Here is a 12258-nt window from a genome sequence, read left to right as displayed (position 1 = left end):
TGGCCCGGCGCGGGCTTATGTCGACACGATTTCGCAACCCGCGCCCCCGGGTTCAGGTCCAGTCCGTCAGACCCTCGCGGCGATAGGTTTCCTGAAATGCCGGGCGGACTTTCATTCGCTGCGCATGCGCCTGCAGGGCCGGCCAGGTGTCGCTGGGCCGGGGCATGTTGCGCGACCAACGCATCAGCATGGTCAGCATGAAATCGGCCGCGGACAGGGTCTGGCCCAGCAGATACGGACCATTGGCCTGCAGGTGCGCGTCGACCTGGGCCCAGGCCGCTTCGAGCCTGGCGCGTGCCTGGGCCTGCACGGCATCGGCATGCGCGGCGCCGGCCGGCTCGTCCGGATAGAACCAGGCCCGGTAGGCCGGCTGCAAGGTGTTGGCGCAGAAGAACATCCACCGGTAGTACGCCGCCCGTGCCGGCGTCCCCGGCGGCGGTGCCAAGCCAGCCTGCGGATGCAGGTCGGCCAGGTGCAGCACGATGGCCGCCGCTTCGGTCAGCACCTGCCCATCCAGCACCAGCGTCGGCACCACGCCGGCCGGGTTGAGTGCGAGATACGCGGGGGATTTCTGCTCGGCGCGCTCGAAATCCAGCGGATGCAGCATGTGCGGCACATCGAGTTCGATCAGCAGCCAATGCACGACCAGTGCGGCAGTGCTCGGGGCGTGGTACAGCGTCGTGGTCATGCAGACTCCCTCGTTAGTTGGTGCAGGACTAGTTGGTACAGGAACGCAAGCAGGCGAGCTTGTGCGGTTCACAGCGATTGACATCGCTCTGCTGGGTGCAATCGAACACCTGGGCCATGCAATTGGCCCGCTGCGCCGGATTCTGGGTGGCGTCGCAGCTCTTTCCGCGTGGTGCCACCGCCATGCGGCAGCTGCTTTCGCTGGGCCGGTCGGCGGCGCACTGCGCGGCGCGGCGGTTGCACTGCGCAAGGCAGCGCTCCATCGCCGAGGGGCCGTCGAAGCGCGTTGCGGTGTCGCTGGGCTTGAGCGGCTTTTTCTCGGCAAACGGTACTGGCGCGGTGGGGTGCGGCGCATAGTTGCCGGACGGAAACAGCACGGTGGGCGGGGTCCTTTGTTGCGCTGCCAGCGGCAGGCTGGCGCACACCAGGACGGCAAGGCAGATGAGACGGAGCATTCCTGTTCTCCTGAGGGTGCCGGCATGTAGGCCCCGAGCATAGCCCGTTCCTGCCGGGCCGTCCGCCACCGACGTGAGACACGCATGCAGGCGTTTTTTCCAGGACCCAGGCACCGCGTGCGAACAGCAGGCACGCGCAGCGCCCAAACCGAAAACGGCGACGCAGTGCACGTGCGTCGCCGTTCCAGGTTTACTTACTCCACCACCACCGGAATCTTGCCGATGCGCGATTGCCACTGGCGCGGGCCGGTCTTGTGCACCGACTCGCCGGTGGCATCCACCGCCACCGTCACCGGCATGTCCTTGACCTCGAATTCGTAGATCGCCTCCATGCCCAGATCTTCGAAGGCCAGCACGCGTGCGGCCTTGATCGCCTTGGAGACCAGATAAGCCGAGCCGCCGACCGCCATCAGGTAGACGGCCTTGTTGTCGCGGATCGCATCGATGGCGGCATCGCCGCGCTCGGACTTGCCGACCATGCCCAACAGGCCGGTCTGCTCGAGCATCTGGCGGGTGAACTTGTCCATGCGCGTGGCGGTGGTCGGGCCGGCCGGGCCGACCACTTCGTCGCGCACCGGATCGACCGGGCCGACGTAGTAGATGAAGCGGTTGGTGAAGTCGACCGGCAGGGTTTCGCCGCGGTTGAGCATGTCGATCATGCGCTTGTGCGCGGCGTCGCGGCCGGTCAGCAGCTTGCCGTTGAGCAGCACCACCTCGCCCGGCTTGAAGCTGACCACGTCCTCGCGGGTGATGGTGTCCAGGTTGACCCGGCGCGCATTGGTCGGGTTGTAGGTGAGTTTGGGCCAGTCCTCCAGCGACGGCGGATCCAGCATCACCGGGCCGCTGCCGTCCAGGGTGAAGTGCGCGTGCCGGGTGGCCGCGCAGTTGGGGATCAACGCCACCGGCAGGTTGGCGGCGTGGGTCGGGTAATCCTTGACCTTGATGTCCAGCACCGTGGTCAGTCCGCCCAGGCCCTGCGCGCCGATGCCGAGCGCGTTGACCTTTTCGTACAGTTCAAGCCGCAGTTCCTCGGCGCGGTTGGAGGCGCCGCGCGCCTGCAGGTCGACGATGTCGATCGGCTCCATCAGCGCTTCCTTGGCCAGCAGCATGGCCTTTTCCGCAGTGCCGCCGATGCCGATGCCGAGCATGCCCGGCGGGCACCAGCCCGCGCCCATGGTCGGCACGGTCTTGAGCACCCAGTCGACGATGGAGTCGGACGGGTTGAGCATGGCGAACTTGCTCTTGGCCTCCGAGCCGCCGCCCTTGGCCGCGACGATCACCTCGACATGGTGGCCGGGCACGATCTTGGTGTTGACCACCGCCGGAGTGTTGTCGCGGGTGTTGGTGCGCTTGCCGGCCGGGTCGGCCAGCACGCTGGCGCGCAGCTTGTTGTCGGGGTGGTTGTAGGCGCGGCGCACGCCTTCGTTGACCATGTCCTCCACGCCCATCGTGGCGTCGTCCCAGCGCACGTTCATTCCGATCTCGAGGAACACGGTGACGATGCCGGTGTCCTGGCAGATCGGGCGATGGCCTTCGGCGCACATGCGCGAGTTGATCAGGATCTGCGCGATGGCGTCCTTGGCCGCCGGCGACTCTTCGCGCTCGTAGGCAGCGGACAGATTCCTGATGTAGTCGACCGGGTGGTAGTAGCTGATGTACTGCAACGCGTCGGCGACGGACTGGATGAGGTCTTCCTGCTTGATCGAGGTCACGGCTGGCTCTACGGCTGGCGGGGGCGATCCGGCCATTTTAGTCGAAACTTCCGGCGCGTCCGGGCGTTGCGTCAATCGAGGCGATTGATCGGGCCATCGATCGCGCAGAGTCGGGCCGCGGCACGGGCGCGCCGCCAGACACCGATCGCGTTGCCGTGCAAGCCTGCAGCCAGCGCCGCAGCAGCGATCGCGCGCCACTGCCGCAATGCGCACTGCTGCGCTCCAACACCCCGCGCCCACGCAAAGCGCTGCACACTGATGCGATGTCAGCTTCCCGTTCCGGCGCCACCGCGCCCACCGTTCCCCGTCCCGGCCCCACCCTGCGCGAGCGCCTGGATGCGCTGCGCAACCTGCCCCCGTTCCTCCGCCAGATCTGGCAGACCAGCCGCTGGCTGAGCGCCAGCAGCATCGGCCTGCGCGTGCTGCGCGCGTTGATGCCGGTGGCGTCGCTGTATATCGGCAAACTGATCATCGACGAGGCGATCCACCTGGTCGGCCAACCACCGGCCTTCGACTCGCTGGCCCAGGCGCTGGGCAGCGGGCGCCTGAACCGGCTGCTGGAACTGCTGGCGCTGGAACTGGCCCTGGCGATCGGGTCGGACCTGCTCGGCCGGCTGGTCGGCTATGCCGATGCATTGCTGTCGGAACTGTTCAACAACGCCGCCAGCGTGCGCCTGATGGAACACGCCGCACAGCTGGATCTGGAGGATTTCGAAGACCCCGACCGGCAGGACAAGCTGGATCGCGCGCGGCGCCAGACCATGAACCGCATGAACCTGATGAGCCAGCTGTTCGGCCAGGTGCAGGACGCCATCACCGTGGTCAGCCTGGCGGTGGGCCTGGTGGTGTATGCGCCGTGGTTGATCCTGCTGCTGGCGATCGCGCTGATCCCGGCCTTCATCGGCGAGGCGCATTTCAACGCATTGGGCTATTCGCTCAACTTCCAGTGGACGCCGGAGCGGCGCCAGCTCGACTACCTGCGCCAGGTCGGCGCCAGCGTCGAGACCGCCAAGGAAGTCAAGATCCTCAACCTGCACCGGTTCCTGATCACGCGCTACCGCCGGCTGGCCGACAAGTTCTTCCAGGCCAACCGCGCACTGGCGCGCAAGCGTGCGTTGTGGGGCGCGTTGCTGGCTGCACTGGGCACGCTGGGCTACTACATGGCCTATGGCTACATCGCCTGGCGCACGGTGCGCGGCGATTTCAGCATCGGTGACCTGACCTTCCTGGCCGGCAGTTTCCTGCGCCTGCGCCAGTTGCTGGAAGGCCTGCTGATCGGGTTTTCGCAAGTCGCCGGCCAGGCCTTGTATCTGGACGATCTGTATTCGTTCTTCAACATCGTGCCGGAGATCCGCTCGCGCCCGAATGCGCTGCCGGTGCCGCGCCCGATCCGCCAGGGCTTCGTGTTCGAGGACGTGGGCTTCCGCTACCCGGATGCCGAGCAGTGGACGGTGCGGCATCTGGATTTCGAACTACGCGCCGGCGAAGTGCTGGCGCTGGTCGGCGAAAACGGCGCCGGCAAGACCACCCTGGTCAAGCTGCTGGCGCGGCTGTACGACCCGGACGAAGGCCGCATCCTGCTCGATGGCCAGGACCTGCGCGATTACGACCTGGACGATGTGCGCGCCAACCTGGGCGTGATCTTCCAGGACTTCGTGCGCTATCACCTGAGCGTGGGCGAGAACATCGGCGTCGGCCAGGTCGATGCGATGGACGATGCGCCGCGCATCCGCGCCGCTGCGCAGCGTGCGATGGCCGGCGAGCTGATCGACAGCCTGCCCGATGGCTACGACCAGTTGGTCGGGCGTCGTTTCAAGAACAGCGTGGACCTGTCCGGCGGGCAATGGCAGAAGATCGCCATCGCGCGCGCCTACATGCGCGATGCACAGCTGATGATCCTGGACGAACCCACCGCCGCACTGGATGCGCGCAGCGAGTTCGAGGTGTTCCAGCGCTTCAAGGAGCTGTCGGACAACCGCACCGCGGTGCTGATCTCGCACCGCTTCTCCAGCGTGCGCATGGCCGACCGCATCCTGGTGCTGGCCGCCGGCCGCATCGAGGCCAACGGCACCCACGCCGAACTGATGGCGCAGGGCGGGCGCTATGCGGAACTGTTCGAGTTGCAGGCGGCGGGGTATCGGTGAGGCTGGGAATGGGGAGTCGGGAATGGGGAATCGTTAGAGGCGGCTTCGCGGCTGCTGACAGGCACTCAACCTCCCGATCCTGAAGGGGCCCAGATCTTTCGGCGCTGCACTCCATTCCCGATTCCCGATTCTCCATTCCCAGCCAAATGAGAGTTCATCTCATTTGGCCGGCTTGAGGTAGAATTGGCCGGTACTCTTCCCACGACACTTACCGGTATGTCTTCCGCTTTCGGCGCCGAAACGGTGCTTGAGGTCCGCCACTGGACCGATGCCTACTTCAGCTTCACCACCACCCGCGATGCCGGTTTCCGCTTCGAGAACGGGCAGTTCGTGATGATCGGCCTGGAGACCGAGACCCGCCCGCTGCTGCGGGCGTACTCGATCGCCAGTGCTAATTGGGAAGAACATCTGGAGTTCTTCAGCATCAAGGTGCCGGATGGCCCGCTGACCTCGCGGCTGCAGCACATCCAGCCCGGTGACAAGGTGCTGGTCGGCAAGAAGCCCACCGGCACGCTGCTGATCAGCGACCTGCACCCGGGCCGCAATCTGTACCTGCTGGGCACCGGCACCGGCCTGGCGCCGTGGTTGTCGGTGATCAAGGATCCGGAAACCTACGAGCGTTTCGACAAGGTGATCCTGACCCAGGGCGTGCGCTTCGTGCAGGATCTGGCCTACCGCGACTACTTCGAGCGCGAGCTGCCGCAGCACGAATTCCTCGGCGACCTGCTGCGCGAGAAGTTGCTGTATTACCCGGCGGTGACGCGCGAGGCGTTCGCCAATCAGGGCCGCCTGACCGAACTGATGGCCGATGGCCGCATGCAGCACACGCTGGGCTTGCCGCCGCTGGATCCGGCCAACGACCGCTTCATGATCTGCGGCAGCCCGCAGATGCTGGCCGACCTGCGCACCCTGCTGGACGCGCGTGGCTTCCAGACCTCGCCACGCATCGGCACGCCGGGGCATTACGTGTTCGAGCGCGCCTTCGTCGAGAAATGATGCGGCGCGCGTGAGACGTCAGCGCGATGCGGCGTTTCCTGTGCGGAACCAACCGCCGTAGGAGCGCACCCGGGCGCGATGAAGCGTTCCCGGTAATGCCTCATCGCGCCCAGGTGCGCTCCTACGATTCAACTAACGCGCGCTCGATATCCGCTGCCAGCGCTTCGGGTTTTGTCGTCGGCGCGTAACGCTCCAGCACCGTGCCATCGCGGCCGATCAGGAACTTGGTGAAGTTCCACTTGATCGCTTCCGATCCCAGCACGCCACGCTGTTCGTGCTTGAGCCACCGCCACAGCGGATGCGCGCCGCTGCCGTTGACCTCGACCTTCTCGGCCAGCGGAAAATCCACGGCATAATCGAGCGAGCAGAACTGGCGGATCTGCGCGGCATCGCCCGGCTCCTGGTGACCGAACTGGTCGCAGGGAAACCCGATCACCACCAGACCACGCTCGCGATAGCGCTGCCACAGCGCCTGCAGGCCTGCGTATTGCGGGGTAAAGCCGCATTTCGAGGCGACATTGACCACCAGCACCACCTTGCCGGCGTAATCGCGCATCGACTGTGTACGACCGTCCAGGTCGGTGAATTCAAACGTTGAGATGTCGCTCATGGCCGCCCCGCTGTGTGCAAGCAGGGCAGCGTAACGCAACGGCCCGCAGCGCGGCATCGCGATCGCAAGCGTGTCAGCCGGGGAAAAGGCGGTTTTCGACGGACCCGTTGCCGCAGCCACCTGGCCCTACCCGATGATCCCGACCGTGGCCGGCCGCTGGCACTGCGCGCTAGCGGCCAGCATCGGCCAGGCAGGCAGATCGGCAGCTCGCCGGGCAGCCGGCATGCAGCCAAATGGAAAACGTGCCGCAGCGCGTATCGGCAGCGCCCGTCCGGCGGCGGCGCACGCACGGCGTCAGCAGTCCTGGGCCCGCAAGGCGCGCACCGCTCGCGTCCGCCTGATGGCAAGGCGAGGACCTTGCAGCCATGCCTTTTGTCACACGCCTGTCCGGCCCGGCTGGGGTAGCCTCGGCGGTTCGCACTTTGGAGCAACCCTCTTGACCACCCGTCTCGCCTTTGCCCTGGCCGCTTCCCTGGGACTTGCCATGCCGTCCTACAGCATCGCCGCACCTGCCACCACGCAGGCCGCCACCCACGCCAATCCGTTCTTCGCAGACAGCACGCTGCCGCTGCACTACCCGCAGTTCGACAAGATCACCGACAGCGACTTCGCACCCGCCTTCGACGCCGGCATGGCCGAGCAGTTGAAGGAAGTGGACAAGATCGCCAACCAGAAAGCCAAGCCGAGCTTCGACAACACCCTCATCGCGCTGGAAAAAAGCGGCGCCACGCTCGATCGCGCCACCACGGTGTTCTTCAACCTGGTCGGTGCCGACACCAACGACGCGCGCAAGAAACTGCAGGCCGACTACTCGGCGAAGTTCGCCGCGCACCGTGACGCGATCTCGCTCAACGGCAAGCTGTTCGCGCGCATCCAGACGCTGTACGACCAACGCAACCAGCTGGGCCTGGACGCGCAAGGCGTGCGCCTGGTCGAGAAGTACTACAGCGATTTCGTCCGCGACGGCGCCAAGCTCTCCGATGCCGACAAGACCACGCTCAAGGCGATGAATGCCGAGCTGGCCAACCTGGGCACCACCTTCAGCCAGAACGTGCTGGCCGAAGTCAATGCCGCTGCCGTCGTCGTCGATGACGTCAAGCAGCTCGATGGCCTGTCCGAGGAGCAGATCGCCGCCGCCGCCGAAGCCGCCAAGGCGCGCAAGCTCGACGGCAAGTACGTGATCGCGCTGCTCAACACCACCGGCCAGCCGCCGCTGACACAGTTGAAGAATCGCGAACTGCGCAAGAAGATCTACGACGCCTCGGTTTCGCGTGGCAGCCACGGTGGCCAGTACGACAACACCGCGCTGGTGTCGCGCATCATGAAGCTGCGCGCCGACAAGGCCAAGCTGCTCGGCTTCCCGACCTACGCGGCCTATTCGCTGGAAAACCAGACCGCCAAGACGCCCGAAGCGGTCAACGCGATGCTGGGCAAGCTGGCACCGGCGGCGGTGGCCAACGCCAAGCGCGAGGCGGCCGACCTGCAGGCGATGATCGACAAGGAACAGAAGGCCGCAGGCAAGCCGAGCTTCAAGCTCGAGGCCTGGGACTGGGCCTACTACAGCGAGAAGGTGCGCCAGGCCAAGTACAACTTCGACGAATCCCAGCTCAAGCCGTACTTCGAGCTGAAGAACGTGCTGGAAAACGGCGTGTTCTACGCGGCCAACCAGGAATATGGCCTGACCTTCAAGCAGCGCACCGACCTGCCGACCTACCGCGACGACATCACCGTCTATGACGTGTTCGACGCCGACGGCAAGCAGCTGGCGATCTTCATCGCCGACATGTACGCACGCGAATCCAAGCGCGGCGGCGCCTGGATGAACTCCTACGTGTCGCAGTCGGCGCTGACCGGTTTCAAGCCGGTGGTCGCCAACCACCTCAACATCCCCAAGCCGCCGGCCGGCCAGCCGACGCTGCTGACCTGGGATGAAGTGACCACCATGTTCCATGAGTTCGGCCATGCGCTGCACGGCATGTTCTCGGACGTCAAATACCCGTATTTCTCCGGCACCAGCGTGCCGCGCGACTTCGTCGAGTTCCCCTCGCAGGTCAACGAGATGTGGGCCGACGAGCCGTCGATCCTGAAGAACTACGCCAAGCATTACCAGAACGGCACGCCGATGCCGCAGGCCCTGCTGGACAAGGTGATTGCCGCGTCCAAGTTCAACCAGGGCTTTGCCACCACCGAGTACCTGGGTGCGGCCATGCTCGATCAGAACTGGCACCAGATCAGCGCCAGCCAGGTGCCCGACGCCGCCGGCGTGATGGCCTTCGAGGCCAAGGCCCTGCAGCAGGACGGCATCGCCTACGCGCCGGTGCCGCCACGCTACAAGACCCCGTATTTCAGCCACATCATGGGCGGTTACGCGGCCGGCTACTACGCCTACATCTGGTCGGAAGTGCTCGACGCCAACACCCAGCAGTGGTTCAAGCAGCACGGCGGGTTGAGCCGCGCCAACGGCGACCGGTTCCGTCAGACCCTGCTCTCGCGCGGCGGCAGCGTCGATGCGATGCAGCTGTTCCAGAACTTTGCCGGCCATGCGCCGCAGATCGAGCCGCTGCTCGAGAAGCGCGGCCTGAGCGCGCAAGGCGGCGATGGCGCCACACCGGAAGCGCCGCAGTCCAAGCCGTAATCGCAATACAGTGAAATGAAGACGCCGCCCGGAGCGATCCGGGCGGCGTTTTTGTTGGTCGCCATCAGAAGACCTGCTGCAGTCGGCGCAAACGCCGCGCTCAGAGCTCGACCGAATCCACGCCGTCGAGCAGTTTCCTCAACAGCTTTTCCAGCCGCACCTGCTCGGCATCGCTGATGCCGGACGTCTCTGCATTGAGCAGCGTGCAGGCATCGGGCAGCAGACTGTTGATCAACGCCAACCCCGCAGGCTGCAAGGTCAGCATGATCTTGCGTCGATCGTCCGGACTGCTGCCCCGCGCGATCAATCCCTTCTCGCACAACTGATCGGTGAGGCGGGTGATGTTGGCCGGCTTCTCGCTGGCAGCCTCGGCCACCTCGGTGGGCGTGATCGCCTGCTCCGGGGTGCCGTAGAGCATCATCAGAATCTCGTACTCCGGCGGGCTGATGCCGTAGGGCTTCAACCGCACACACCCTTGCGTGTGCAGCCGCTTGTAGAGATGCTTGATCAGCCTCACCAGGACGGCCGGTTCCCGCGGAAACGCCGGATAGCGCACACAGGTGTGGTCCACGCGACGTGCGGTTGGATCGAAACTACTCATATCACCCGTTTGATTACATTACTGAATGGCCAAGCCATTCAATCACATCGTCTGCCGGGTGACACCTCAGCGTGCGAAGAGATGTACATATTCCGGCGCGACCCACGCCAACAACGTCGAGGCAGCGACCTCGGCCGTCTGCGTGCCATCCGAGTACGGCCCCACCTGGTACGGCGGAAACACGAACCGAAGCGCGGTGATCTGCCCGGCAGCATTGAGCACCGGCACGAACTGGGCAAAGTTGTCGACCTGCGCCGCAGTGCCTTCGGCAATCATGCGATCGGCCGAGGCCACCTGCGCGGCCTGCTCTTCGACCGGCACACGCTCGGCTTCCACGCGTTGGGCGGCGGCGTTGTGCAATTGCACTGCGACCTCGCGCCCGATCGCTTCCCAGCCTGCCGGGTCCGGAATCAGGGCCTGCGCGGTCAATTGCCTGCGCTCTTTGGCCAGCCAAACGAAGCGCGCCACCAACGGTTCGCCATGCGCACCACCGGTGTAGCGGCTGCCGTCGGCGGACACGACGATCAGGTCCGGGGTCTGCAACACGGTCTCGAACGCCAGCGACAATTCGTAGGGCGCAGCCGGCTTGTCGTTGCCGAGCCCGGACACCGCCTGCATGAGTTCGGCACGCGCTGCCTGCGCATAGCTGCGGATCAGCGCGCTCAGTTCGGGAAATGCGTCCAGCCCGCGCGGATAACTGATACCTACCATATAGGCGGGCGCGTGCTCGATCACGTCTTCCAGCGGGCCGCTTTGCACAAGCACAGGCTCTGCCGGCGGTGCCGTCGCAACGCTCGCCTCGGCGGCCGGCTCTGCCGATTCGGCCGTCGTCGGCGCGCGCTGGCTACAGCCTGCCAGCACCGCCAGCATCAGCAAGCCCCGGACTGCGTTCACTCCTGACAACCGCCCCATTCCCGCCTGCTCCCTTCGATACATCATCTGCAAAGACACGCTGCCGCCGCTCAGGCCAGCAGATCCTGAAACTGTTGGTGCCGCCGGATATACGCCTGCGCGTAACTGCAGGCAGGCACGACCTTGTAGCCCTGCTGGCGTGCATGGGCCAGGGCCGCCTCGACCAGCGCTGCGGCAATGCCGCGCCCGGCGATCGCGTCCGGCACCTGCGTGTGGGTGATGGTCATGCGCTCGCCTTCAAGGCGGTAGGCCAGCTCGGCATGTTGTCCATCGGTGTCTACGCTGAAAAGCTGCTGCGCGGAATCGTGATCTGCCTGCACTTTCGCTGCCTCCATGGTGGTCTGCACGAGGCAGTGACGATGACGATCAGTGTGACCAGCGCGGCGCCGCGCCTGCGTGAAAATGAATCGATGCCGTGACTGCCCGCGCAGCCTGCCGAGCAGGCACTTAAGTTCGCTCGCGCCGCGCCGATAGCTCAGCCGAAGGCGCCCGTTGCCACTGGGGGCGGTACGACCTGCCAAGGCCTTCGCCTTACCTACGAGGAGTCACCGCATGCACAACGATTCGGCAGGACACAGCGCAGACAGCGATAGCTCGCTGCTGGAAGGCTTGTTCCAGTTCGCCATCAAGGGCGACACCCACAACCCCGACTTCGCGCAGCTCAACGACACGGTGTACCAGCGCCTGCAGCAGGCCTACGGCGCGGTGCCCACCAGCAGCGTCGGTAACGGGCAGAAGCGCGACGCGGCCTGAGCCGGCATCGCATCACTCGCCAGGACCCATCGCGCGTTGGCGCTGGTCCTGGCCCGGTCGCCCAAGGCGACCCGCTATTGCCACCACTTCGACCTACCGCGCATGCCCGCCTGCGGCCAGCGGCGCGCGTGCCCGCCGCTATCAGCCGAAACGCGGGTTGGACAGCTGCTCCAGGAATACCTGCAGCACGCGCGGCTCCATGATCAGCATGAACATCACGCCGAACGCGGCACCGGCCAGGTGCGCGCTGTGGTTGATGCGGTCGCCGCCGCGGCGGTCCATCCACAGGCTGTAGCCGACGTAGAACACCGCGTAGATGATCGCCGGCGCCGGAATGAACAGCACCAGGATGATGGTCCACGGCTGCAGCAGGATGAAGGCGAACAACACCGCCGACACCGCGCCGGAGGCGCCCAGGCTGAGATAGTTCGGGTTGTTCTGGTTCTTCAGATAGCTGGGCAGGATCGAGACCACCAGCGCCGCCAGATAGAACAGCGGATAGGTCAGCACGCTGCCGGTCAGCTGGGTCATCACGTTTTCGATCACCCGGCCGAAGAAGAACAGCGTGATCATGTTGAAGACCAGGTGGCCCAGGTCGGCATGGATGAAGCCGTAGGTGACCAGGCGGTCGTACTGCTTGTGCTTGTCCAGCGCCGGCGGCCACAGCACCAGCCGGTCGGCCAACTTGCGGTTGTTGAACGCCATCCACGAGACGATGCCGGTGACGGCGATCAGGATCAGGGTAATCATGCG

General features: G+C 65.6%; 12 protein-coding genes. 4 read left to right on the top strand and 8 right to left on the bottom strand.

The window, feature by feature from the left end; translation table 11 throughout:
* Positions 1 to 52: 52 nt before the first annotated feature.
* From CPBF1521_RS07595 to CPBF1521_RS07585, 3 genes are all read right to left on the bottom strand, one after another.
* The gene (locus CPBF1521_RS07595) at positions 53 to 688 is read right to left on the bottom strand and encodes a glutathione S-transferase family protein (RefSeq protein WP_115676624.1); all 636 of its coding nucleotides are present in this window, start codon (positions 686 to 688) and stop codon (positions 53 to 55) included.
* A gap of 28 nt (positions 689 to 716) precedes the next feature.
* Positions 717 to 1142, bottom strand: coding sequence for a hypothetical protein (locus CPBF1521_RS07590; RefSeq protein WP_181901153.1), 426 nt, complete (start codon positions 1140 to 1142; stop codon positions 717 to 719).
* Positions 1143 to 1336: 194 nt separating this feature from the next.
* On the bottom strand, positions 1337 to 2854 hold the full coding sequence (locus tag CPBF1521_RS07585; RefSeq protein WP_181901152.1) for a fumarate hydratase: 1518 nt from the start codon (positions 2852 to 2854) through the stop codon (positions 1337 to 1339).
* 263 nt (positions 2855 to 3117) lie between these two features.
* Here CPBF1521_RS07585 and CPBF1521_RS07580 point away from each other — a divergent pair, with 263 nt between their 5' ends.
* Together CPBF1521_RS07580 and CPBF1521_RS07575 are read left to right on the top strand one after the other, a co-directional pair.
* The gene (locus CPBF1521_RS07580; protein ID WP_104648554.1) at positions 3118 to 4998 is read left to right on the top strand and encodes an ABC transporter ATP-binding protein; all 1881 of its coding nucleotides are present in this window, start codon (positions 3118 to 3120) and stop codon (positions 4996 to 4998) included.
* 216 nt (positions 4999 to 5214) lie between these two features.
* Positions 5215 to 5994: a ferredoxin--NADP reductase gene (locus tag CPBF1521_RS07575; protein ID WP_104645084.1), complete on the top strand. Its 780-nt coding sequence runs from the start codon at positions 5215 to 5217 to the stop codon at positions 5992 to 5994.
* A 121-nt stretch (positions 5995 to 6115) separates the two neighbouring features.
* Here the strand turns inward: CPBF1521_RS07575 and CPBF1521_RS07570 are convergent, their stop codons facing one another.
* Positions 6116 to 6604 carry a glutathione peroxidase gene (locus tag CPBF1521_RS07570; protein ID WP_115676622.1) on the bottom strand — a complete coding sequence of 163 codons (489 nt, stop codon included), beginning with the start codon at positions 6602 to 6604 and terminating at the stop codon, positions 6116 to 6118.
* A 436-nt stretch (positions 6605 to 7040) separates the two neighbouring features.
* Here CPBF1521_RS07570 and CPBF1521_RS07565 point away from each other — a divergent pair, with 436 nt between their 5' ends.
* The gene (locus CPBF1521_RS07565) at positions 7041 to 9239 is read left to right on the top strand and encodes a M3 family metallopeptidase (RefSeq protein ID WP_181901151.1); all 2199 of its coding nucleotides are present in this window, start codon (positions 7041 to 7043) and stop codon (positions 9237 to 9239) included.
* Positions 9240 to 9339: 100 nt separating this feature from the next.
* Here CPBF1521_RS07565 and CPBF1521_RS07560 read toward each other — a convergent pair whose 3' ends face one another.
* The 3 genes from CPBF1521_RS07560 to CPBF1521_RS07550 form a co-directional block, all read right to left on the bottom strand.
* The gene (locus CPBF1521_RS07560; protein WP_104583365.1) at positions 9340 to 9840 is read right to left on the bottom strand and encodes a MarR family winged helix-turn-helix transcriptional regulator; all 501 of its coding nucleotides are present in this window, start codon (positions 9838 to 9840) and stop codon (positions 9340 to 9342) included.
* Between the two features lie 66 nt (positions 9841 to 9906).
* Positions 9907 to 10752 carry a DUF3298 and DUF4163 domain-containing protein gene (locus CPBF1521_RS07555; RefSeq protein WP_115676620.1) on the bottom strand — a complete coding sequence of 282 codons (846 nt, stop codon included), beginning with the start codon at positions 10750 to 10752 and terminating at the stop codon, positions 9907 to 9909.
* A gap of 50 nt (positions 10753 to 10802) precedes the next feature.
* A complete protein-coding gene (locus tag CPBF1521_RS07550) occupies positions 10803 to 11087 on the bottom strand; it encodes a GNAT family N-acetyltransferase (RefSeq protein ID WP_115676619.1) in 285 nt (94 codons plus the stop codon).
* Positions 11088 to 11304: 217 nt separating this feature from the next.
* Between CPBF1521_RS07550 and CPBF1521_RS07545 the strand changes: the two genes are divergently transcribed.
* On the top strand, positions 11305 to 11505 hold the full coding sequence (locus CPBF1521_RS07545; RefSeq protein ID WP_104583368.1) for a hypothetical protein: 201 nt from the start codon (positions 11305 to 11307) through the stop codon (positions 11503 to 11505).
* A 141-nt stretch (positions 11506 to 11646) separates the two neighbouring features.
* Here the strand turns inward: CPBF1521_RS07545 and CPBF1521_RS07540 are convergent, their stop codons facing one another.
* A complete protein-coding gene (locus CPBF1521_RS07540) occupies positions 11647 to 12255 on the bottom strand; it encodes a rhomboid family intramembrane serine protease (protein ID WP_115676618.1) in 609 nt (202 codons plus the stop codon).
* Positions 12256 to 12258: the final 3 nt, after the last annotated feature.

The sequence above is a fragment of the Xanthomonas euroxanthea genome, assembly GCF_900476395.1.
Taxonomy (GTDB): Bacteria; Pseudomonadota; Gammaproteobacteria; order Xanthomonadales; family Xanthomonadaceae; genus Xanthomonas; species Xanthomonas euroxanthea.
Note: the sequence above shows the minus strand (reverse complement) of the source record. Positions and strands in the feature narration are given on the sequence as shown.